The following is a 21,011-nucleotide window of genomic DNA, read 5'->3' on the forward strand; positions in this document are numbered from 1 at the left end:
TTCCACCTCCTTATTGTAATGCGACTCTATGTGTCGATGAGATCGGCTTCAAATCGTAAGCACGTCCATTCTCATCGAAATATTTTGAGTAGGTAGACTCATATTCCGAGGTGAGTTTTTTTCTAAGCTGCACTTTATCTTCACGAATTTCCGGTTCTAAATCAGGAATGGCGGCAATCAGGCGCTTCGTGTATATATGTTGGGGATTTTCATAGATTTCCTCGCTTTTGCCTTCCTCTACCAATCTACCGCGATACATAACACCCATCCGGTCACACATATGCCGGATTACACCTAAATCATGTCCGACAAATAAATAAGTCAAATTGAACTCCTGTTGGAGATCCTGAAGAAAATTCAACACTTGTGCCTGAACGGAAACATCCAGTGCTGACACCGGTTCATCCGCAATGATCAGTTTAGGTTTCAATGTCAATGATCGGGCAATCCCGATTCGCTGGCGCTGCCCCCCAGAAAATTCATGAGGATACTTGTGGATCGATTCCGGACTCAGTCCGACTTTGTCCAAGAAGTCCTGTACGATTTTCTTTTCCTCTGAAGGGGATAACCGTTCGAAGTTCCTCAGCGGTTCGGCAATTATGTCCAGAACCCTCTTCTTGGGATTCAATGATGAATACGGGTCTTGGAAAATCATTTGGATATCTTTTCTGAACGGTTTAATTTCTCTTCTACTTAAAGATGCTAAATCCCTGCCTTCAAACAGGATTTGTCCGGATGTCACCTCATTCAGTTTGACCACTGCCTTGCCTGTCGTGGACTTGCCGCTTCCGGATTCCCCGACCAAACCATATGTTTCCCCTTGCTGCAACTCAAAGGAAACACCGTCCACGGCCTTTACGTGATCGACCACCCTTCGAAAAAAACCGCCCCTTATTGGAAAATGCACTTTTAAATTATCTAATTTTAGTAATGTCATGAGCCGATGCATCTCCTTCAGCTTGAAAATAGAATGCTTTATAGCAGGTACAGCGGACAAAATGACCGTTGCCCACTTCGTGAAGCCGGGGTGTCTCTTCATGCGCATGTTTTGGTATCCAAGGAATCCTATCTTGGAAGCGGCATCCGATCCGATCCATTTTGGCTATCGATGGAACGATTCCCTCGATGACATGCAAACGGTTTTTCTCGTTTGCGGCCGAAGGAATCGAATTCAATAACGACCTTGTATATGGATGCAGCGGATTGTTGAATATCTCTTTAACACTTCCCGTTTCCACTACCTGACCTGCATACATGACAACGATCCTGTCAGCGACCTCTGCTACTACGCTAAGATCATGTGTAATTAAGATGATCCCCATTTTTGTCCTGCTTTGGATATCCTTCAGCAGATCAAGTATTTGCGCTTGGATCGTAACATCCAATGCCGTCGTGGGTTCATCGGCGATGACCAGTGCAGGGTTGCAAGCAATGGCAATCGAGATCATTGCCCTTTGCCGCATTCCGCCCGAGAGCTCATGCGGATATTGCTTGTACGTCCGTTCAGGGTATGGAATTCCCACTTGTGTCAAAAGTTCGATCGTCCTGTTCTTTTTTTCAGCACTGGAGAGTTCAGTATGGTAATCAAGATTCTCCTCGATCTGTTTTCCAATGGTCATGAGCGGGTTTAAAGCCGTTAAAGGTTCCTGGAATATCATACCCAATTCCTTACCACGGACTTTATTCATTTGCACATCATTCAACTTTAGGAGATTTTGGTCTTTATAATTGATGTTTCCTTCGGATTTCGTTCTCTGCTTATTATGTAATTGCATGATGGATAAGGCCAATGCACTCTTTCCACATCCTGATTCTCCAACAACTGCTACAATTTCATTTTCATTCACCGTAAACGAAACATCATCAACCGCTGCATGATATTTGTTACCGATTCGAAATGAGGTAGTTAGGTTTTCTATTTGCAAAATAGCTTTCTTCATCCTTGCTCCCCCTAAACTATTTTATCGGGAAAATAATTAATCTTCTGATAATTATTTAAAATTTTAATCATTTTTTTACAATTATACAATAGTTTTTATAGAAAATAATCACATTTTTTTCATATTTTATAACTTTAGGAATAATTTTCTGCAACATAAAAACGTTTCCTTTATAACTGTTATACAGTAAAGTTTTGAAGTCCGATTAAATATATAGAATCAATAATTTCAAATTTATTATTTCGAGATAGTTTTTTTGAAGTTTATGCCTATTTATTGAGCTTATCGTTTTACTTACCGTGGAATGGTTCCGTTTGAATTATTTTAATATTTCAGAAAAATTAGTATATTTGCAAGAATATCATAGAAAAGGTAATTACTTCATATATATTTCAATACTTTTAAAAAAACACCAAATTTTCATTGTATGCAATGAAACCTTTTTAAAACAGATTCGTAGAAATGGTAGAAAATAAATGATGGGGTGATTGAATGTATTCACAAACTGTACAAACATATATGCCGTCCGTCATGCGGACGTTCGCTTTATCTCTTGCCGTTTCCGTTTTAGGTATGGCTCTCGGCACTCTTGTTCCGCCATCCTTGTTTCTTCCCTTGACGATACTTGAGATCGCCATGTTGATTGGAGCCTTCATATTGCGAAGGAAAAAAGCCATCGGTTACACATTTTTGTATATTTTCACGTTGATTTCTGGAATTACGACCTATCCGATCATTGCCCACTACCTAGCCGCTGCAGGGGCAAATGTGGTGATCCTGGCAGGTGTTACGACAACAGTCGTATTTGGAGGACTGGCGGTTTATGCCACAACCACCAAAAGGGACCTTTCATTCTTGGGGGGAATGTTATTTGCGGCCTTGCTAGCTTTAGTCGTCATTAGCATTTTCAACATTTTCTTTCCATTAAGCTCTACAGCCATGCTGGTCTTTTCATTTATAGGGATTTTAGTTTTCAGCGGTTATATTTTATATGATTTCAATCGAATGAAGCATTACGGGGTAACAGCCGAAGAAGTACCGCTCATGGCTTTGAATCTATATCTTGATTTCATTAACCTATTCATTAACATCTTGCGCTTCTTTGGTATTTTAGCAAGCGATGACTAAAATACCTAACAAGGTACCATAAAAAAGACGCTTGGATTTATCCAAGCGTCTTTTCACTTAATGTCTCGATCATCAATAAGAACGGCTGAAGGGATGCCTATCTTATTTATATAATCCTGGATTTGATTGATCGGTCCATGGCAGTTTCACACCGAAAGTACTTGCAATGAACTGTGTATCTTCCCTTCTTTTTTTCCTTATTTGGGCCCGTTGTTTTGCTGATTCATTTAAATTCATTTCCATCTCCGTTTCCGGAACCAAACGCGGAACAGGAATTGGTTTACCTTCTTCATTAATGGCAACAAATGTCAGGAAGGAAATGACGCATAAATTTCGGGCTCCTGTAACTAAATCCTCTGCAATCACCTTTACGATGATTTCCATTGATGTTCTGCCCGTATAAGTCACGAAGCTTTCAAGGCAAACTGCATTTCCTTCGTGAATAGGGTGCAGGAAATCTACGGAATCAGTTGATGCCGTAACGACGTTGCTTCGCGCATGACGCATGGCTGATATAGCCGCTACATCATCAATGTATGCCATTAATTTGCCTCCGAACATCGTACCAATATTATTTGTATCCGGCGGGAGGACAAGGCTTGTTTTTATGACCAAAGAGTCCCGGCAATTTTTTGTTTCTTCCATGGTGACTGCACTCCTTTATGTCTGATTTCTCACTAGTTCACTTTATCGAATTCTTACCTGTAAAGCAATTCACATGCTTATTTTCCTGCTATTAGTCAAAATTATGCGGTTTATAATGAAGCCAACCACTTTCACTGCCCTTTTGGCTGCTTGCCTTGCTGCAGCTCACGCAGGCTTAAGCCAAATGTCATTTGTAAATGCGGATAATCCTTGAACCCTGCCCAATCCCCTCCCCAATCGAAACCTAACCCTTTAGCGATTGTAACGACTTCCATCCAATCCGACTTTCCATTATCGTTACCGTCATAACTCATATCCCAAATGGCCTCGCCTTGTTTGTTAAGGAGGGCAAAATCTATCGCCAAACCGAAATTATGCAGCGACTCGCCACCTCTTGCATTCGTTACGATGTTGCCCGGGTCTGATCGGCCCTTTTCATAGAGTTCATTTTGCTCGGCTAAAGACCGGAATCCGGCCGTAATGATTACCGGGATGCCTTTGTCCTTAGCCAGTTGAATGAGCTCGTCTTTTTTTTCGGCGACAATCGGATTCAGCTCGTCAGTCAGTTCGATTTCGTCTAGATCAGGCGGAAGCATATACTTGAACAAGAGCCACAGCAGCAATCCGAAAAAGCCCAATACCAAACATGTCCTTACCCAAGTGGCTTTCACTTAAAAAATCCTTCCCTTTACGAAAATATCTGTCTAAAATGAAAAACTCAACCAAAGACGGATGAGTTTTTCTTCTATTATAATTTTGCTTTTAATTCTTCAATTTGCAATAAATGCCGTTTTTCATGCAGTCCCACGAACGGAATCCATTGCTTCAGGCTTAAATCTTTGAACAAAGGATGCGGAAAAGACTTTTGTTCGAGATCAATTTCCTTTGCATGGTCAACGACATGTACAAAAGCCTTTCGGGATTCGGACAACTTCTCCTTAACTTCACTCAAAGTTTGGTATGATTCCGACGGAGTGACAAATGGCGGGGCCTCGACCTTCACTTCACGATTTAACGTAAGTTCTATCGGTTTATCCACAGCAGGGATGCTTTCATCGCTCTTCAATTTATCGGAAATGCTCTTTGTTATGGCGCTCTCCATTAAATATAAATGATCCAAAACCTGGATGATGCTCCATCTTCCTGTTTCAGGTTGGGCGTTCAGCTGTTCATCCGATAGTCCGTTGACCGCATTTAAAAGTACTTCCCTGATTTTTTCATTTTCATTCATTTTAGCACCTCCTCTTATCAGCCTCGCTAATCTCCTTTAATTATTCCATGTCCTATAGGAAAGTGTAAAATAATAATACTTTTTGACAAAACGAACCGATTAAAAGTTGTCTATTTTTCGAAAAGCTCTATGATAGTCATAAAGGCAAAAATCATCTAGGACAGTAAAATAGGAGTGATCGTTATGAGTGGAGGACATATTCCATTCAGCCACAAAGGGCGCAGTGCAATACATGCAATACCCTCAAAAGGGAGCATATGGTTGATGCTTAAACAAATGTTCAATCGGGTCCCATCGAAATGGAAGTTTTGCTCTTTGGTTTTATGTATCATGCTTTTCATTTCATTGCTTGAGTTCTCCATCCCCCAATTGACACAGTTTACGATTGATAAAATCATTCCCGAAAAAAGATATGACTCGTTGATCTGGATTGGTGCAGGAATTCTTTGTGCTGCAATCTTATTGGCTATACTGAACTACTTTAACAGCTATATCGTTTCCAAGGTCGGTCAAAAGGCCATCATGGATATACGTAATAGCATGTATGAACATATTCAAACACTGGATATGAAATTCTTTGATAAAAACCGGACTGGTGACTTAATGTCGCGGTTGACCAATGATGTCAATTTACTGCAGCAGCTCATCTCTTCGAGCATGCTTCAAGTGTTGACTGACACGGTGACCTTTATTGCCGTAGCGGTATATATGCTTTTCATTAACTGGAAGCTTACCATTGTCCTTCTTATTACATTCCCTTTCATGTTCTATATCACAAGGGCATTCGGGAAACGCATCAGGATGTCATTTAGGTCTGTGCAAAGTTCCGCAGGAGATGTCAGCAACCAGTTACAGGATTCGATTTCAGGAATGCGGCTCATTCAATCTTTTACAAATGAAGAATTCGAATCAAGGCGGTTTGCGGAGCGTAATCAGGAAAATATGACTGCAAACCTTAAGTCGGTTCGGCTGCGTTCCATGTTCGGGCCGATTATTGATTTATTGAACAATATCGGTCTTGTAGCAGTCATTGTGTTCGGTGCTTGGCAAGTGATGGAAGGTGAATTCACAATAGGATTAATCGTGGCCTTTCTAGCCTATTTGAGGTTGCTGCAGAGTCCCGTTCGCAATTTTAGCCGGGTAATCAGCATTGTCCAGCAATCAGCCGCCGCCTTTGAGCGGATAACTGAAATATTGGAAACCCAACCTGAAATAAGTGACAAGGGAAATGCCATTGAACTCCCTGCCATAAAAAAGAAAATTGAGTTTAAAAGTGTTGATTTTGCTTATGATGGGACTGTTCCTGTTCTCGGCAATCTAAACCTGACCATGAAAGCTGGTCAAGTAACCGCTTTGGTCGGCTCCTCCGGCGCAGGAAAATCGACTATCACGAGCCTACTGATCCGATTTTATGATCCGCAAAGTGGAACGATTAAAAGGATGGACATAATATCAAAGATGTGTCACTGAAATCATTACGGGGACAAATGGGAATTGTTACTCAGGATATCATTCTATTCAATGGTTCCATCCGTGATAACATCGTATATGGCAAACTTAATGCTACAGATGATGAAATCATCGAATCCGCCAAAGCGGCAAATGCGCATGACTTTATCAGTGCCTTTCCTGATGGTTATGATTCTCAGATCGGGGAGCGCGGAGTCAAGCTTTCAGGCGGACAAAAACAGCGCATTGCCATTGCCAGGGCACTTTTGAAAAATCCGCAAATCATCATTCTCGATGAAGCAACGGCGGCCTTGGATACAGAATCTGAACATTTGATCCAGCAAGCCTTGTCACGTTTAATGAAAAAACGGACTTCAATAGTCATTGCACATCGTTTATCGACCATTCATGACGCCGATCAAATCATCGTTCTGGAAAAAGGGCAGGTTCTTGAAAAAGGAACACATGACCAGTTAATGCAAAACAACGGCCGATACAAGCAGCTCCATGACTTACAGTTCCCTCAAGTAAGCGATATCAAATACCTAGCAACTTAGCAGGCAAACATGCACAGAAAGCCTTTCTGTGCATGTTCGGTTTCATTTGAAGTCATAACTTTCCAAAACCCGATTCGCAATGAGCTGATACCCTTTTTCATTCGGATGTAACTTATCACTGAAATACTTTGTTTTCTTTTCATCTTCAAAAAGATCATTTGTAGGAATGAATAACATCCGTTCACCTTTATCGGCTAATCCCTTTATTGACTCGTTATAATCGCGAATGTGCTTTTCAAGTTTTTGATTGTCTTTAATTGGGTTATATAGTCCTACTACCAGAATATCCGCTTTATCGTTTGCCTCTATCAGTGTTGATGTAATCTTTTTCAGATGGTTGATATATTCCCGTTTACCCTCATTGATTTTTCGGTCACTTATTTTCTCCAAGTTCCCGCCATTACTATTGATCAAGTCATTCGTTCCAATAAAAACAATGAAAGTATCGGCTTCATCAAGTTTCGTTTTAATGCGGTAATCATCTAGCTGTTTCATCACCCCATCCGTTTCCTGGCCTTTAATACCGTAATTCCAAAAACTCACTTTTTGCTCCGATTGCGGATTATTCAATTCATCCTCAAGGCCATCTATATATCCTTCCCCGTCCTTATCCCCTTTTCCATAGGTTAATGAATCTCCAAAAGCCATGACCCTTTGCACATCTTCCGACTCCGAGGCCTGAAATTCATATGCAGCAAAACATATAACCAGTACGATAATCAATATACCTGCCAATTTTTTCATTTGGTTCTCCTCTTGTCTTTTTACTAGAAGTATTTAATCTTTTTCATACCCAAAAAATCTGCAGTACTAACATAAAAAAGAATTGTCAGATAAAGAATAAAGAGTGTATGATAATATAAAACTTTCAATGGAAACGGGATTACCCTTCATTCTGGAGATTGAATAAATGATAGTTAGGAGTTTAAATCATGGAAGAACACATAGAGTTTAGAGAGGCAGAACTATCTGATCTACCCAGAATTGTTGAAATATATAATTCGACAATTGCTTCAAGAATGGTCACGGCAGATACGGAACCTGTATCCGTCCAATCGAGGGTTAAATGGTTTGAGGAACATCATTCAGAAAGTAGACCGCTATATATCATTACTATAGAAGGGAAAACCGCTGGATGGATGAGCTTTCAATCCTTTTATGGCCGACCGGCATATAAATCCACTGCCGAAATCAGTATTTATATTGATGATTATTTCCGGGGAAAAGGAATTGGACAAATTTCGATTCGAAAGGCAATTGAATTGAGTCCAAAATTAGGTGTTAAGACTTTATTGGGTTTCATTTTCGCCCATAATACACCAAGCCTTAAGCTTTTTTCCAAATTCGGGTTTGAAGAATGGGCACATTTACCTCAAGTTGCCGAGATGGATGGCATTGAGCGGGATTTGATCATTCTAGGTAAACGTGTCGATATTTAATATATATTTCTTTAGAGCTATTGCCTTGAGCAGTAGCTTTTTCAGATTAATAAAGGTCGAATTGCTAATTTAAAAATACCTATATGCTTCTTGAAGGGAAAAATATTCAGAATCTCTTTTACTTGCTAACGCATTCAATAGCGTATCCAATTCTTGACTGGCTTGTACAGTCAGCAGACTTGTTAAGCCGTAAATCGCTCCCAACTTTATCATTTCCTGTCTCTTCTCTTCTACTTTTTCTATAGTTACCTTACGGCTAGGCATCATAGTCACCTCCCATTTATTCAATATTTTTACACTTTCATCATAATGAAACCACTAGTTAAAATCAACTATTTTTCAAAATTAAATGTGTTATTTTATAGGCCAAATGTAACAAAACACCTATTTTGTTATTTAATTATGTATAATTTGTGTCGTTTTCTAATAACCGCAAAAAAAGCATCCACTAGTGTAGACTGCGAATGCTTACATCATATCCCTTATCCAAAAATCCAAATATTGTATTCCGTTTACTATGTCATCCATTCAGAAGGTGACTCGTTATTAGGTCTATTTATAACAATCTTATATTCATCTTCAAGTACTTTTAATGGGGCATCATAAAGGTGCCTTTCATCAGAGGTTTTGTATACTCCATTGGCCAATAGCTCTTCAATGAGTTTTGCCTTCCTCTGTTCAATCCTCTTAAATAATTCTGCCATGTAAATGGCTCCTTTCCCAGTCGTCCTAGTGCCTGCTTCTAGTTAGCTAAACTTTATCAACTTGTTTGATTTCACCAAATTATATATACCTTTTCTAGTATGTCACTAAACGTTATTTCCCAAAAATAAAAGCCCCTTCTAATTTAAGAAGAGGCTGACAGTGTCCGTACGGCTCTTCTTATCTTCCAAGCATATGCTTGTTGGATTTAGCACAGTTCCCTAAACGGGTCCGCTGCCGAGGTTTCTTAGGGCCAAGTCCCTCCACCTCTCTGGATAAGAATTCGATATATAATGATGTAGAAATGATTCTATCCTAATAATCTTCAAAAGTCAATTACCTGGTTCTCCCTTTTTTCCTGGACATAAAGTGATTCCTCTTTCAAATACGGGTTGCATTTTCTTGTCTTTCTGATATGATGTCAGTAATTACATACAATTCACACCACTAGGGGAGTCTTTTTTAAGACTGAGATGGAATTAGTTCCGGACCCTTTGAACCTGAACCGGCTCATACCGGCGGAGGGAAGTGGATGATATCGTCCATTTTACAGACTATATCCATCTACCCCGTTCCGTATTCAGGAACGGGGTTTTTTATTCAACAAAGGGAGCCATTCTATAGGAGGATGAACAATGGAGAATACAAAATTAGAAACATTCAGTGATAGACTGCATGCACGGGCAAAAGAGATTTGGAAAAGGAACCATTCACATCCCTTTGTCCAGGCAATTGGAAACGGTACACTTCCTGAAAAGAAATTTGCCTATTACCTGAAGCAGGACTATGTCTATCTCATGGATTATTCCAAGCTCTTTGCTTTAGGTGTCATCAAAGCCCATAACATCGAAACCATGGCAAAATTTGCGAGCATTTTAAATGAAACCCTTCAAGTGGAAATGGATATTCATCGGCATTATGCTTCCGAATTCGGGATCAGCTCCAAGGAATTGGAAAATACAGAACCTACTCCAACCACTCTAGCCTATACAGGTTACATGCTAAATGCAGCTCAGCATGGGACTTTGGCAGACTTGGTCGCCTGTCTCCTGCCCTGCGCTTGGGATTATTATGAAATCGGTTGGCTATTAAAAGAACAAAATGGAGCAGCACTGGAAAACAATCGCTACGCAGATTGGATAAAGTCCTATTCATCTCCTGAATTCGGGGAAGCACACAAGTGGCTGATCACTTTGTTGGAAGAATTGACGGAAGGCATGCCTGAAAAGGAACTTCTTAGATTAGAAAAGCACTTTTTGGTTACTTCCCGATATGAATATTTATTCTGGGACATGGTTCAAAATGAGCAGGATTGGCCTCTGTAGGTGGTTGACATGAGGATGAATCCTATCAAGAAACTGACATTGACTGCCATGATCATTGCTTTAACGACGCTGACCAGTTCATTTATTTTCATCCCTGCAGGATTTGCAAAAATCTTTCCTATTCAACATCTGGCAAATGTCCTGACGGCGGTTCTATTGGGGCCTGCATATGCTGTGACACAAGCTTTTTTAGTTTCCATCATTAGAAACATGTCTGGTACCGGTTCAATTTTCGCCTTTCCCGGCAGCATGATTGGTGCACTTTTGGCCGCCATCCTTTATCGAAAAACACAAAGCTTAAAATTCGCCTGTTTAGGGGAAGTGATCGGGACCGGCATTCTCGGTTCCCTGGCCTGTTATCCGCTTGCAACCCTCCTATTGGGAGAAAAAGCTGCTCTTTTTGGTTTTTTACCGGCTTTTATGTTCAGTTCATTCGCAGGGGCGATTTTAGCTTTCATATTACTTAAAATACTGCTAAAAAATAATTATATGAAGGGGTTTTTTTATGAAAACAGCATTAACGATCGCAGGCTCTGATTCAGGGGGCGGTGCTGGAATACAAGCGGATTTAAAAACATTTTCTGCACATGGTGTATTTGGAATGTCTGCCATCACAGCCGTAACCGCCCAAAACACAATGGAAGTCCGTTCTGTACAGCCCATTGAAACAGCTATCATATCGGATCAAATTGCAGCTATCTTTGAAGATATTCCTGTCGATGCAGTAAAAATAGGCATGCTTGGATCAAAAGAAATCGTGGAAACGGTCGCTTCATCCCTTAAAACCTTCATGCCTGCCATCGTTATCCTTGACCCTGTCATGATTTCCAAAAGCGGCCACCATTTGCTCGACGAAAAGGCCGTCTCTGCCTTAAAAATGGAATTGCTTCCGCTTGCAACTCTTGTAACACCCAATGTACCAGAAGCGGAAGTACTTACTGGCTTCGCGATTCGGACGAAACAAGATTTCTACAGGGCATGCATTTCGATACAAGAAATGGGTCCCAAAGCCGTTTTACTTAAAGGCGGCCATGCAGCAGGAAATCCAAATGATCTTTTTTATGATGGTACTGACTTCCACTGGATCAAGGGAGAGCGCATTCATACCAAAAACACTCATGGTACAGGCTGCACCCTATCATCCGCCATTACATCTAACCTGGCAAATGGACTGCCATTGCAAGTCTCGATCGAACAAGCCAAGACCTATATTTCCGAAGCGATACGCAATAGCTTTTCAATCGGTAAAGGTCATGGACCTGTCCATCATTTTCATTCATATTCAAAAAAAGAACGGAGTGACTTGTTATGAAGATTTCTTCAGCCGATTTATTTATGAAGGTAAGAGAAAGGAAACCACTCGTTCACCAAATCACAAACTTTGTTACGGTCAATGACTGTGCAAATGCCACCCTTGCCATCGGAGGTTCACCAGTAATGACATCGAGCCCAAGAGAAGTGGCGGATATGGTCAAATTAGCAAATGCATTGGTCCTGAATTTCGGTACGATCGATGATAAAGCCTTGGAAGCAATGGAGATTGCCGGTAAAACGGCAAATGCCCTGGACATCCCGGTCATTTTGGACCCGGTGGGAGTTGGTGCCACCTCCTATCGTACAGAGCAAGTCAAAGAGCTCCTAAGTAAGGTTACTTTCCAAATCATTCGCGGAAATGCGAGTGAAATCCTGTCAATGATGGGTGGGGATACCGTTACACGCGGGGTGGATTCGGGGGAACTTGCGATTAGCAATGCCGAGCTGGCTGCACAAGCGGCAAATGAATTGAATAGCATCATCGTGGTCAGCGGAGCTAAGGATGCGGTCAGCGATGGAAAACATACGTCCATCATCGATAACGGGAACCTCCTTTTAACTAATGTTACAGGTACCGGTTGCATGTCCACTGCTCTTATCGGAGCTTTTTCCGGAGTCACCGATGATTTCTATTCTGCCGCAATTGCCGGTATATCAACAATGAGCATATCAGGGGAACTGGCAGCCTCAACCCTTCAAAAGGATGAAGGAACAGGTACTTTCCGTGTGCGATTAATCGATGCCATATCAAGAATGGATAAGGAAATCTGGATGCATGAGGTGAAACTAAGTGAAAAAGTCGCAAATTGATTTAAGCCTGTATTTAGTTACGGAAGAGTCCATAGCAATAGAAGAATTGACCAAAATCATTGCAGAATCGGTTTCAGGAGGAGTCTCGATCGTACAACTTAGAGAGAAAAACAATTCCTCCCTCTCCTTTTATAAAAAAGCATCTGCATTAAAACAGTTATTGAATGAGCTTTCCATTCCCCTTATCATCAATGACCGGGTGGATATAGCACTTGCGGTTGGAGCGGACGGAATTCATATTGGACAAGATGACCTTCCACTGCCTGTCGTCAAAAAAATGGTTCCTGAAGATATGATTGTCGGTGTATCTGTCTCCACTCTTGAAGAAGCTCTCGAAGCCGAACGAAATGGAGCCGATTATATCGGAGTAGGTTCAGTTTTCCCCACCAAGACCAAACAAGATGCAACCCTAATGACACTTGAGGATCTGGGGGGGATTTGCCGCGGCGTATCCATTCCCGCAGTAGCCATCGGGGGTATCACTGCCGATAACATTTCCGCTCTTTCTGATAGCGGACTATCAGGTACCGCAGTCGTATCGGCCATCATGAATGCAAATAATCCGAAGACTGCCTCCGAATCCCTTTTAAAAATAATAAAAGACTTTAAATAACAAAAGGATGGAGACTGCATGCAGTCCCCATCCTTTGTTTATGTCAAAACGGTATTCTTTGTTTCCTTCCCAAAAGCCACGGCAACTGCCCCCACTAAAATAGCAATTGTAAAAATGGTGAAAATCGATGAAATCGGGGTGTCTGCGGCAACTAGATACCCTACAAGCAAAGGTCCCAGAACACCGCCAATCCTCCCGATCCCTGCAGCTAACCCAGCCCCTGTACCGCGAACTGATGTTGGATACTGCTCAGGTGTATACGCATAAAGTGCACCCCATGCCCCTAGGTTGAAGAAAGAGAGGAACATTCCGGAAACTATCAGCAGTGCCAGCCCCTCTGCCGATCCAAAGAAAAAGGCACTGACGGCCGTTCCAATTAAGTATGTGATCAAAACGAATTTACGTCCCATCTTCTCTATCAGCCATGCAGCTGAAAAATAGCCCGGAAGCTGTGCAAGCGTCATGATCAAAACATATTCAAAGCTTTGAATCATGCTGAAGCCTTTTAGGACCATCACGCTTGGCAGCCATAAAAACATCCCATAATAGGAAAAGACCACGCAAAACCATAGAATCCACAATACAAGGGTCTGACGGGAGTAATCCTTTTTCCAGACACTTTTCATATTGCTTAATACAGATGGTCTTTGCTTTTTTTCAAGTTCCGTATACTTTGGTGAATCCGGCAGTTTCAAGCGCAGATACAACGCATATAAAGCTGGAACTGCGCTCAATAATAATGCAACCCGCCAACCATAAGCCGGTATGATGAAATAGGATATGAGTGCTGCCAAAATCCAGCCAACCGCCCAAAAGCTTTCAAGAAGGACGACGACCCTTCCCCTTTTACTCGCTTCAACACTTTCAGAGACCAATGTCGAGGCAACCGGAAGTTCTCCCCCAAGTCCCATTCCAATCAAAAAACGCAATATCAAGAACAGGCTGAGTGTACTGACTGCTGCTGACAGGCCACTTGCGATCGAAAACAACAATAAAGTAATGATAAAGACATTCTTTCGTCCGACCCTGTCGGCCATCGCACCAAAGAATACGGCGCCAACAGCCATCCCTATGGAGTTTATGCTCCCAATCCAGCCAACCTGCTCACTGGTTAAGTTCCAATCCTGTTTTAATGCAACAATGATGAAAGAAAGCATACCGACATCAAGTGCATCGAACATCCATCCAAGACCCGCAACACCAAGTAACTTACGCTGCGATATCATTTTCGCATTATTTCCCATATTTTCCTCCTGAAGAACTTTAGACCTTCTTGTTATTTTATCCTTTTTCATTTTAACTATTAACTTTCATTTTTGCTATAGTAATTACACATGTCATGACAAAATAATGTTACATTTTTTTAATTGATGAAGAAATCTTGGATATTCTGTCGAATGTTATAGATTGAATATTCCCTTTTTTTCATTTATCATAAAAATTGGCAATCAAAGCGTTAACAATAAGTCATCATGTTTTGCCCAAGATAATCATTTTATTCAGGAGGGTAATTAATGACAAATCTAACGTTAGAAGTAAGTGGAAAGCTGCAAAAATTTTTAACAGGACCAAAAAAGCTCTATATTAATGGTCAGTTTGTAGAAAGTGCTTCAAAAAAAACCTTCTCCACTCCTAATCCTGCTACAGGACAAAAACTTGCCGATGTTTATGAAGCTGATAAAGAAGATATCGACTTAGCCGTCAAAGCTGCACGCAAAGCATTCGATGAAGGTCCTTGGTCAAGAATGAGCGCAGCTGCACGCAGTAGACTGATGTATAAACTAGCCGATTTAATGGAAGAAAATAAAACTGAACTTGCTCAATTGGAAACGTTGGATAATGGGAAACCAATCAGTGAAACTACCAATGCCGACATTCCTTTAGCAATTGAACATATGAGATATTTTGCTGGCTGGTCCACCAAGATTGTTGGACAGACCATCCCGGTAAGCGGAAATTACTTTAACTACACAAAACACGAGGCTGTTGGTGTTGTCGGCCAAATCATCCCATGGAACTTTCCGCTTCTTATGGCGATGTGGAAACTGGGAGCGGCACTTGCTACAGGTTGTACGGTCGTATTAAAGCCCGCTGAGCAAACACCGCTTTCCGCTCTTTACCTGGCTGAATTATTGGCTGAAGCCGGTTTCCCTGATGGGGTCGTCAATATCGTTCCCGGTTTTGGTGAAACCGCTGGACAAGCGCTTGTCGACCATCCGCAAGTAAATAAAATTGCATTTACCGGTTCGACCGAAGTTGGAAAATTAATCATGCGTTCCGCTTCATATTCATTGAAACGGGTCACATTGGAACTTGGAGGGAAATCGCCAAACATCATCCTGCCTGATGCGGATTTCTCAAAAGCCATCCCTGGAGCTTTGAATGGGGTCATGTTTAACCAAGGCCAGGTATGCTGTGCCGGTTCAAGGGTTTATATCCAAAAGAAACATTATGATAATGTTGTTGCCGATATGGCCAGCCATGCAAAAAACATCAAACAAGGGATAGGCCTAGATCCAAGTACACAAATTGGGCCGCTTGTTTCCGAAGAGCAGCAAAATCGGGTAATGGGCTATATTGAAAAAGGGAAAAACGAGGGTGCGGAAGTTCTTGTCGGCGGAAATAAACCGGGTGAACAAGGCTACTTTGTTTCTCCTACTATATTCGCTGGTGTTGAAGAGGATATGACGATTGCTAAAGAAGAGATTTTCGGACCGGTCATAGCGGCAATGCCATTCGAGGATTTAGATGATGTCATTAACCGTGCAAATGCCAGTGAATATGGTTTGGCTGCCGGCTTATGGACAAGCGATATAGCCAATGCCCATTATGTTGCAGGAAAACTCCGTGCCGGTACCGTATGGGTGAACTGTTATAACGCGTTCGACGCAGCTTCTCCGTTCGGCGGCTACAAACAATCCGGAATCGGACGTGAAATGGGATCTTATGCACTGGACAACTATTCTGAAGTGAAAAGCGTCTGGATTAATTTGGGTAAATGATTTACTGACTATTAAGAAAGAGGGTCTCAAAGAGGCCCTCTTTCTTTCAGTCCATTGATTCACTGCACCAAATCATCAAATTATTCAACTATTCAAACCTTTTCAATAGTCTTTCCTTCTTTAGTTTTGGTAAAATGCAAGATAGACAAAATAGCTGCTGGAGCAGCTGCCTGCCGGTTATAATGAACTCCTTCGTATTCGAGTAGTTTTCACAAACGATGTAAAAAGTTTCTTTTTTATATGACAAAAAGTACAATTGAAAATGTAGAAAATGGAAAAGGAGTTTTAAATGATGAGTGAGTTTCAAACGAATTTAGAAAAATATGCAGAACTTGCCGTAAAAGTCGGCGTAAACATCCAACAAGGTCAAACCTTGGTCGTAAACACAACATTAGAGGGTGCTGACCTTGTGCGTCTCATTGTAAAAAAGGCATATGAAAACGGTGCGCGCAATGTCATCGTTAATTGGAATGACGATATCGTTTCACGTACCAAATATGAATTGGCTCCGGATGAGGTGTTCCACGAATATCCAAAGTGGCGCGCAGAAGAAACGATTGAACTCGCAGAAAACGGAGCTGCTTATCTATCCGTCATCTCCTCCAGCCCTGACTTATTAAAAGGTGTAAAGCCTGAAAGGATTGCCAACTACCAAAAAGCATCCGGGACAGCACTGAAGAAGTGGCGTCAGTATATGCAATCCGATAAAGTGAGCTGGTCCATAGTTGCCGTCCCTTCAAAGGCTTGGGCTGATAAAGTATTCCCTGAAGAAGCAGAAGGAAAACGTGTTGATCTGCTATGGGAAGCCATTTTCAAAGCAGTTCGTGTTGATGTGAAAGATCCTGTGGAAGCCTGGAAAAAACACGATGATACCCTGCATGAAAAAGTTGATTATTTAAATGATAAGCATTACCAAAAATTGCATTATACGGCTCCCGGAACCGACCTGACAATCGAATTACCCGACAAACATCTTTGGGTAGGGGCAGGAAGCGTTAACGTACAGGGGCATGAATTCATGGCTAATATGCCAACCGAAGAAGTGTTTACAGTTCCATTGAAAACAGGCGTTAACGGTACGGTTTCCAGTACGAAACCACTTAGTTACGGCGGAAACATCATCAATAATTTTTCCGTGACGTTTAAGGAAGGACGGATCATTGAAGTAAAAGCAGAAGAAGGGGAAGAAATCCTAAAGCAATTGGTTGAAACGGATGAAGGTTCACACTACCTTGGTGAAGTCGCGCTTGTTCCATTCAACTCACCGATTTCCCAATCGAATGTTTTATTCTTCAATACATTATTTGATGAAAATGCATCAAACCATCTCGCTATCGGCAGCTCCTATGCTTTCTGTATTGAAGGCGGAAAAAACATGAGTCCAGAAGAACTTGCAGAAAATGGACTGAATGAAAGCCTTACACATGTCGATTTCATGATTGGATCGGATAAAATGAACATCGACGGCATCAAACAGGACGGCACTTCAGAACCTGTCTTCCGTAATGGGGATTGGGCGTTTTAATCAACCGGCTTTAAGCCCGTCCATCACTTGAAAACCTTCAGCCACGTGATTTCTGTAAAACCAGGGATCATGTGGCTGTTTTCTTCATTCACATTTAAAAATAATACCATTAGAATTTTAGCTTTTGTCCAGCAAACTGAATGACATGGCATACCCCTTTATATCATTGGAATATCTTGAACACATCTTTCATTGCCAAATATGTTATACTATTAGTAAAGAGGGTGGCTAAATTGAAAAGCAATAAGTATAATACTGGTGAAACAGTAACCATTCAGGATACTAATGAATCAGTAACCATTAATAAATGGGCATATGTAAAAAACATGAAGAGATATTCTTATACTGTTAAAGAACATCCGACTACTTTTTTCTTTGAAGAAGAATTTAAAAAAGCTTAATGACAAGTCACTAAAAACCTACTCAGTCAGAGTGGGATTTTTTTTTGCTTTCATTTTATAGCACAATAAAAAACAGACTCCCATCGAGGAAGTCTGTTCATATAGGTTACGATTTAATTTTAAAATTAAGCTTTTTGAACGTTAGCAGCTTGAGCTCCACGTGCACCTTGCTCAACTTCGAAAGTTACTTTTTGACCTTCGTCTAAAGATTTGAAGCCTTCGCTTTGGATAGCTGAGAAATGTACGAATACATCGTCTCCGTTTTCGCGTTCGATAAATCCAAAACCTTTTTCTGCATTAAACCATTTAACTGTACCTTGTTCCATTGTTGTTGCCTCCTAGTGCATAACACACATTGTATTACTATTTTTAATCATTTGGAAAATAACGAGTATCCTCTTCCACAACCAAAAACAATTCTATATTAGATTAACATGAATTGATGCAGATAGCAAATTTTCCAGTGATTATTTAAAGATGGTCCACATTCTTTTTGCCTTCTTATTTTCTTTATTTATCCAATTTAATGATTCAGATAGTAATTAATGGGTATATCAGAGTAATAAGAAACAGTACGATTTTCACTTAAAGAATTATCAACAAGGAGGTCACTCAATGAAATATTACAAAGTTTCTAATAGCGGATTTGACAGTAAGGTTATTGTAGCCTATAGCGGGTATGAGGCACTCGGGTATTATTTAATGGAAATTGATGATCAACTTGGTTTTGTTGATGATATAGATGTAGAAGAAGTGGATGCTGATGATCGAGTCGAGATTTCCTATACCGGTTATCCCGTTTATAAGACACTTAAGGAGCTATATCAAGAGAAAGATTTTTGGCAAGTTCCTAATGTTGTCGTGGAAGTCGAATAATGAAAGCACCCCACCTTTTAGGAGAATTCGAAGTTACCTCCCAATCAACCCGGTCAAATAGTATTTGGTAATTGCCAGATATTCACGGGTATATGATTTCAACAGTGACACTTTTGGTGTCTTTGCCGGCAATCCCTTCATATCCAAGCCTTCTTTTTTTGCTATTTCGACTGCCCGGTAGATATGAAAGTCATTGCTAACGATTAACCCTGAAGTTGCTGTATCAGGAATGAGTTCTTTTGAGAAAACAATATTTTCGTGAGTTGTTGTAGATTTGTCTTCCATCATGATGCGTGCTTCTTCAATTCCTTGGGCGATTAGCCCCTGTTGCATTGCTTTTGCTTCCGATATATCTTCACCCGGTCCTTTGCCGCCAGATACAATGACCACAGTATGTTTATTCGCCGATAAATATTCTGCAGCTTTATCAATCCTGTATTGTAAGGATAATGATGGAACCGAACCTTTGACCCTTGCTCCAAGAATCATGAGGTAATCGGCATTCTCCGGAATTTGCTGGCGAATGCTTTCCTGAATTTCCATATGCAAAAATCCAAAATACCCCAGTACCGCAATGACACTTATTACACAAAAAAGTTTCATCGTCCTTTTCAAAATTTTTCCCCGCTTCTATTCTTTTCATATATAACTTTCATTTCCACTAACTCCTATATAACTAAGATCGAAGAGCGGGAAATCATGAAAGACTTCCCGCTCTTTTCAATCGGACAGTTTATTCTGCGACCATATCATCATATATCAATTTCCCAATTTTACTGATTACTTGACGGCTTTCTTCCTCTGATTTCATATCTTCAGTAAGAACAGCAGCATAAACAGTTTGTGTTTCTGACCGAATGATTGCACAATCATGGGCAACTCCCCGAATTCCGCCCGTTTTGCTTGCGACCTTGACTCCTCTGCCCATCAGCGATGGAAGTTTATCCCTTAATTGTTGGTTGTCAAATACATGCAATATTTTTTCCCGGCTTTCTTTCGTTAAAAAGTTGCCTGTATGTATGGCTTTTAAGCAGGTAATCGTATCTTCTGCCGATATGGTATTGTCGCGCCCTTCTTTTAATGCCTTAAAATCCTGCATTTTTCGTTCAAGGACAGTATTTTTCAAACCAAGTTCCTTGATGCATTGATTGATTTCTTCAAAGCCCAACAGGTTCATCATCATATTCGTGGATGTATTGTCGGAAACAGTTATCATCAATGTCAATAAATCCTCTACGGTCAAAAATACCTTATTCGATAAGACATGCAGGACCCCAGATCCCCCAGTCACTTCACTAGGCGGGATGGTCACTGGTTGGTTCAAATAGATTTTCTTTTGTTCACTTTGACGATAACCTTCGATGATCATTGGTATTTTGATTAAACTCGCTGATTGAAAGGATTCATTCTCGTGATATCCAATCGTGTCCCCAAGACCATTTTCAATTTTATATGCGATTCTCCCATTAAATGTTTCAACTAATGCCAAGATATCATGTTCTATAGTTTGTAAGGTCATCTATTCCCTGTTCCTCCCTTAGATATCATTTAAACCCCTATAAAAAACTCCCTTATACCCTAACTTATTCTACCATGTTAAAAGCAGTACAATCTTATTAGAAATTCCAAATTGAATAAATTTTTGTATAAAAAAAGAGCCTTCATACCGAAAGCTCCGAGTTTGTAGACAAAAGGGGTCCAAATCTGAATTTTTAAACAAAGTTGATTGGAACGGAGGGTACGAGCGGGAAAAGCACGTCCAAGGGAGACCCCACAGGCGCCACGAGCGCCGAGGAGGCTCCCGGACCGCCCGTGGAAAACGAGTGCCTGCAGTGGAAATCAACGTTCATATTTTACACTCCCTCAAAGAATTGTAGGCAATCTTAATTAATATTGTGTAGACAAAAGGGGGTCCCCATCTGAATTTTTAAACAAGATTGGAACGGAGGGTACGAGACTCCTGCGGGAAAAGCGCGTCCAAGGGAGACCCCGCAGGCGCGACGAGCGCCGAGGAGGCTCCCGGACCGCCCGCGGAAAGCGAGTGCCTGTAGTGG

At 41.0% G+C, this 21,011-nt stretch carries 25 protein-coding genes and 2 riboswitches; of the genes, 13 read left to right on the forward strand and 12 right to left on the reverse strand.

From position 1 onward, the window contains the following. Positions 1–10: 10 nt before the first annotated feature. A complete protein-coding gene (locus ADA55_RS20610) occupies positions 11–937 on the reverse strand; it encodes an ABC transporter ATP-binding protein (protein WP_048687275.1) in 927 nt (308 codons plus the stop codon). Then, entirely contained in the window at positions 915–1,940 is a 1,026-nt protein-coding gene (locus ADA55_RS20615; protein ID WP_048687277.1) for an ABC transporter ATP-binding protein, read from the reverse strand. The genes ADA55_RS20610 and ADA55_RS20615 overlap by 23 nt, the downstream gene beginning before the upstream one ends. 492 nt (positions 1,941–2,432) lie before the next feature. Here ADA55_RS20615 and ADA55_RS20620 point away from each other — a divergent pair, with 492 nt between their 5' ends. Then, a complete protein-coding gene (locus ADA55_RS20620; RefSeq protein ID WP_048687279.1) occupies positions 2,433–3,068 on the forward strand; it encodes a Bax inhibitor-1/YccA family protein in 636 nt (211 codons plus the stop codon). Positions 3,069–3,170: 102 nt separating this feature from the next. Here ADA55_RS20620 and ADA55_RS20625 read toward each other — a convergent pair whose 3' ends face one another. From ADA55_RS20625 to ADA55_RS20635, 3 genes are all read right to left on the reverse strand, one after another. Next, positions 3,171–3,713 (reverse strand): acyl-CoA thioesterase, encoded by a 543-nt coding sequence (locus ADA55_RS20625; protein WP_034314279.1) that lies wholly within the window; start codon positions 3,711–3,713, stop codon positions 3,171–3,173. Positions 3,714–3,844: 131 nt separating this feature from the next. Then, complete coding sequence (locus ADA55_RS20630; RefSeq protein ID WP_081088762.1) at positions 3,845–4,309, reverse strand: M15 family metallopeptidase; 465 nt, start codon at positions 4,307–4,309, stop codon at positions 3,845–3,847. Positions 4,310–4,461: 152 nt separating this feature from the next. Further along, the gene (locus tag ADA55_RS20635; protein WP_048687283.1) at positions 4,462–4,944 is read right to left on the reverse strand and encodes a DinB family protein; all 483 of its coding nucleotides are present in this window, start codon (positions 4,942–4,944) and stop codon (positions 4,462–4,464) included. A 183-nt stretch (positions 4,945–5,127) separates the two neighbouring features. Here ADA55_RS20635 and ADA55_RS31085 point away from each other — a divergent pair, with 183 nt between their 5' ends. Together ADA55_RS31085 and ADA55_RS31090 are read left to right on the forward strand one after the other, a co-directional pair. Next, a complete protein-coding gene (locus ADA55_RS31085; protein ID WP_250697435.1) occupies positions 5,128–6,414 on the forward strand; it encodes an ABC transporter ATP-binding protein in 1,287 nt (428 codons plus the stop codon). A gap of 17 nt (positions 6,415–6,431) precedes the next feature. Next, positions 6,432–6,950: an ABC transporter ATP-binding protein gene (locus ADA55_RS31090; RefSeq protein ID WP_250697434.1), complete on the forward strand. Its 519-nt coding sequence runs from the start codon at positions 6,432–6,434 to the stop codon at positions 6,948–6,950. Positions 6,951–6,992: 42 nt separating this feature from the next. Here ADA55_RS31090 and ADA55_RS20645 read toward each other — a convergent pair whose 3' ends face one another. Next, positions 6,993–7,694 carry a GDSL-type esterase/lipase family protein gene (locus ADA55_RS20645; RefSeq protein ID WP_048687285.1) on the reverse strand — a complete coding sequence of 234 codons (702 nt, stop codon included), beginning with the start codon at positions 7,692–7,694 and terminating at the stop codon, positions 6,993–6,995. Between the two features lie 188 nt (positions 7,695–7,882). Between ADA55_RS20645 and ADA55_RS20650 the strand changes: the two genes are divergently transcribed. Beyond that, on the forward strand, positions 7,883–8,389 hold the full coding sequence (locus tag ADA55_RS20650) for a GNAT family N-acetyltransferase (protein WP_048687287.1): 507 nt from the start codon (positions 7,883–7,885) through the stop codon (positions 8,387–8,389). A gap of 69 nt (positions 8,390–8,458) precedes the next feature. Here the strand turns inward: ADA55_RS20650 and ADA55_RS20655 are convergent, their stop codons facing one another. Further along, the gene (locus tag ADA55_RS20655; protein WP_048687289.1) at positions 8,459–8,653 is read right to left on the reverse strand and encodes an aspartyl-phosphate phosphatase Spo0E family protein; all 195 of its coding nucleotides are present in this window, start codon (positions 8,651–8,653) and stop codon (positions 8,459–8,461) included. Between the two features lie 251 nt (positions 8,654–8,904). After that, on the reverse strand, positions 8,905–9,093 hold the full coding sequence (locus tag ADA55_RS20660) for a Fur-regulated basic protein FbpA (protein ID WP_034314291.1): 189 nt from the start codon (positions 9,091–9,093) through the stop codon (positions 8,905–8,907). Positions 9,094–9,268: 175 nt separating this feature from the next. Further along, positions 9,269–9,373: riboswitch (SAM riboswitch) on the reverse strand. Between the two features lie 157 nt (positions 9,374–9,530). Beyond that, a riboswitch (TPP riboswitch) is annotated at positions 9,531–9,635 on the forward strand. Positions 9,636–9,726: 91 nt separating this feature from the next. Between ADA55_RS20660 and tenA the strand changes: the two genes are divergently transcribed. From tenA to thiE, 5 genes are read left to right on the forward strand one after another with little or no spacing between them, the layout of a single operon-like run. Continuing rightward, positions 9,727–10,416 (forward strand): thiaminase II, encoded by a 690-nt coding sequence (tenA, locus tag ADA55_RS20665; protein WP_048687291.1) that lies wholly within the window; start codon positions 9,727–9,729, stop codon positions 10,414–10,416. 15 nt (positions 10,417–10,431) lie between these two features. Further along, positions 10,432–10,953, forward strand: coding sequence for an energy coupling factor transporter S component ThiW (gene thiW, locus ADA55_RS20670; protein WP_048687313.1), 522 nt, complete (start codon positions 10,432–10,434; stop codon positions 10,951–10,953). Then, entirely contained in the window at positions 10,922–11,728 is an 807-nt protein-coding gene (gene thiD, locus ADA55_RS20675; RefSeq protein ID WP_048687294.1) for a bifunctional hydroxymethylpyrimidine kinase/phosphomethylpyrimidine kinase, read from the forward strand. Before thiW ends, thiD begins: the two co-directional genes overlap by 32 nt. Beyond that, positions 11,725–12,540 (forward strand): hydroxyethylthiazole kinase, encoded by an 816-nt coding sequence (gene thiM / locus ADA55_RS20680; protein WP_048687296.1) that lies wholly within the window; start codon positions 11,725–11,727, stop codon positions 12,538–12,540. The genes thiD and thiM overlap by 4 nt, the downstream gene beginning before the upstream one ends. After that, positions 12,521–13,153 (forward strand): thiamine phosphate synthase, encoded by a 633-nt coding sequence (gene thiE, locus ADA55_RS20685; protein WP_048687298.1) that lies wholly within the window; start codon positions 12,521–12,523, stop codon positions 13,151–13,153. The genes thiM and thiE overlap by 20 nt, the downstream gene beginning before the upstream one ends. Before the next feature lie 38 nt (positions 13,154–13,191). Here the strand turns inward: thiE and ADA55_RS20690 are convergent, their stop codons facing one another. Continuing rightward, the gene (locus ADA55_RS20690; RefSeq protein ID WP_034314304.1) at positions 13,192–14,397 is read right to left on the reverse strand and encodes an MFS transporter; all 1,206 of its coding nucleotides are present in this window, start codon (positions 14,395–14,397) and stop codon (positions 13,192–13,194) included. Between the two features lie 270 nt (positions 14,398–14,667). Between ADA55_RS20690 and ADA55_RS20695 the strand changes: the two genes are divergently transcribed. The 3 genes from ADA55_RS20695 to ADA55_RS30120 all read left to right on the forward strand — a co-directional run bounded on the left by ADA55_RS20695 (position 14,668) and on the right by ADA55_RS30120 (position 18,081). Then, entirely contained in the window at positions 14,668–16,155 is a 1,488-nt protein-coding gene (locus tag ADA55_RS20695) for an aldehyde dehydrogenase family protein (protein WP_048687300.1), read from the forward strand. Positions 16,156–16,447: 292 nt separating this feature from the next. Then, positions 16,448–17,680, forward strand: a complete 1,233-nt coding sequence (locus tag ADA55_RS20700; RefSeq protein WP_048687301.1) for an aminopeptidase — start codon at positions 16,448–16,450, stop codon at positions 17,678–17,680. 233 nt (positions 17,681–17,913) lie between these two features. Next, the gene (locus ADA55_RS30120; RefSeq protein ID WP_164468809.1) at positions 17,914–18,081 is read left to right on the forward strand and encodes a hypothetical protein; all 168 of its coding nucleotides are present in this window, start codon (positions 17,914–17,916) and stop codon (positions 18,079–18,081) included. A gap of 125 nt (positions 18,082–18,206) precedes the next feature. Here the strand turns inward: ADA55_RS30120 and cspC are convergent, their stop codons facing one another. Then, entirely contained in the window at positions 18,207–18,407 is a 201-nt protein-coding gene (gene cspC / locus ADA55_RS20705) for a cold shock protein CspC (RefSeq protein ID WP_034314312.1), read from the reverse strand. Positions 18,408–18,696: 289 nt separating this feature from the next. On the opposite strand from cspC, the gene ADA55_RS20710 reads away from it, so the two are divergent. Next, the gene (locus tag ADA55_RS20710) at positions 18,697–18,957 is read left to right on the forward strand and encodes a hypothetical protein (protein WP_048687304.1); all 261 of its coding nucleotides are present in this window, start codon (positions 18,697–18,699) and stop codon (positions 18,955–18,957) included. A 33-nt stretch (positions 18,958–18,990) separates the two neighbouring features. On the opposite strand, the gene ADA55_RS20715 is transcribed toward ADA55_RS20710, so the two are convergent. Both ADA55_RS20715 and ADA55_RS20720 read right to left on the reverse strand, forming a co-directional pair. Then, positions 18,991–19,560, reverse strand: a complete 570-nt coding sequence (locus ADA55_RS20715) for a YdcF family protein (RefSeq protein WP_048687314.1) — start codon at positions 19,558–19,560, stop codon at positions 18,991–18,993. A 130-nt stretch (positions 19,561–19,690) separates the two neighbouring features. Then, positions 19,691–20,476, reverse strand: a complete 786-nt coding sequence (locus ADA55_RS20720) for a serine hydrolase (protein ID WP_048687307.1) — start codon at positions 20,474–20,476, stop codon at positions 19,691–19,693. Positions 20,477–21,011: the final 535 nt, after the last annotated feature.

This window comes from Bacillus sp. 220_BSPC, assembly GCF_001054655.1.
Lineage (GTDB): Bacteria > Bacillota > Bacilli > Bacillales > DSM-1321 > Peribacillus > Peribacillus frigoritolerans.

Excerpts from the sequence above, each read along its gene's own strand:
- ADA55_RS20615 (WP_048687277.1), bottom strand. The coding sequence starts at position 1,940 with ATGAAGAAAGCTATTTTGCAAATAGAAAACCTAACTACCTCATTTCGA.
- ADA55_RS20635 (WP_048687283.1), bottom strand. The coding sequence starts at position 4,944 with ATGAATGAAAATGAAAAAATCAGGGAAGTACTTTTAAATGCGGTCAAC.
- ADA55_RS20695 (WP_048687300.1), top strand. The coding sequence starts at position 14,668 with ATGACAAATCTAACGTTAGAAGTAAGTGGAAAGCTGCAAAAATTTTTA.
- ADA55_RS20710 (WP_048687304.1), top strand. The coding sequence starts at position 18,697 with ATGAAATATTACAAAGTTTCTAATAGCGGATTTGACAGTAAGGTTATT.
- ADA55_RS20645 (WP_048687285.1), bottom strand. The coding sequence starts at position 7,694 with ATGAAAAAATTGGCAGGTATATTGATTATCGTACTGGTTATATGTTTT.
- cspC (WP_034314312.1), bottom strand. The coding sequence starts at position 18,407 with ATGGAACAAGGTACAGTTAAATGGTTTAATGCAGAAAAAGGTTTTGGA.
- ADA55_RS20625 (WP_034314279.1), bottom strand. The coding sequence starts at position 3,713 with ATGGAAGAAACAAAAAATTGCCGGGACTCTTTGGTCATAAAAACAAGC.
- ADA55_RS20630 (WP_081088762.1), bottom strand. The coding sequence starts at position 4,309 with ATGCTTCCGCCTGATCTAGACGAAATCGAACTGACTGACGAGCTGAAT.
- tenA (WP_048687291.1), top strand. The coding sequence starts at position 9,727 with ATGGAGAATACAAAATTAGAAACATTCAGTGATAGACTGCATGCACGG.
- ADA55_RS20715 (WP_048687314.1), bottom strand. The coding sequence starts at position 19,560 with ATGAAACTTTTTTGTGTAATAAGTGTCATTGCGGTACTGGGGTATTTT.
- ADA55_RS31090 (WP_250697434.1), top strand. The coding sequence starts at position 6,432 with ATGGGAATTGTTACTCAGGATATCATTCTATTCAATGGTTCCATCCGT.
- ADA55_RS31085 (WP_250697435.1), top strand. The coding sequence starts at position 5,128 with ATGAGTGGAGGACATATTCCATTCAGCCACAAAGGGCGCAGTGCAATA.
- ADA55_RS20700 (WP_048687301.1), top strand. The coding sequence starts at position 16,448 with ATGAGTGAGTTTCAAACGAATTTAGAAAAATATGCAGAACTTGCCGTA.
- ADA55_RS20690 (WP_034314304.1), bottom strand. The coding sequence starts at position 14,397 with ATGGGAAATAATGCGAAAATGATATCGCAGCGTAAGTTACTTGGTGTT.
- thiM (WP_048687296.1), top strand. The coding sequence starts at position 11,725 with ATGAAGATTTCTTCAGCCGATTTATTTATGAAGGTAAGAGAAAGGAAA.
- ADA55_RS20610 (WP_048687275.1), bottom strand. The coding sequence starts at position 937 with ATGACATTACTAAAATTAGATAATTTAAAAGTGCATTTTCCAATAAGG.
- thiD (WP_048687294.1), top strand. The coding sequence starts at position 10,922 with ATGAAAACAGCATTAACGATCGCAGGCTCTGATTCAGGGGGCGGTGCT.
- ADA55_RS20655 (WP_048687289.1), bottom strand. The coding sequence starts at position 8,653 with ATGCCTAGCCGTAAGGTAACTATAGAAAAAGTAGAAGAGAAGAGACAG.
- thiW (WP_048687313.1), top strand. The coding sequence starts at position 10,432 with ATGAATCCTATCAAGAAACTGACATTGACTGCCATGATCATTGCTTTA.
- ADA55_RS20660 (WP_034314291.1), bottom strand. The coding sequence starts at position 9,093 with ATGGCAGAATTATTTAAGAGGATTGAACAGAGGAAGGCAAAACTCATT.
- ADA55_RS20720 (WP_048687307.1), bottom strand. The coding sequence starts at position 20,476 with ATGACCTTACAAACTATAGAACATGATATCTTGGCATTAGTTGAAACA.
- ADA55_RS20650 (WP_048687287.1), top strand. The coding sequence starts at position 7,883 with ATGGAAGAACACATAGAGTTTAGAGAGGCAGAACTATCTGATCTACCC.
- ADA55_RS20620 (WP_048687279.1), top strand. The coding sequence starts at position 2,433 with ATGTATTCACAAACTGTACAAACATATATGCCGTCCGTCATGCGGACG.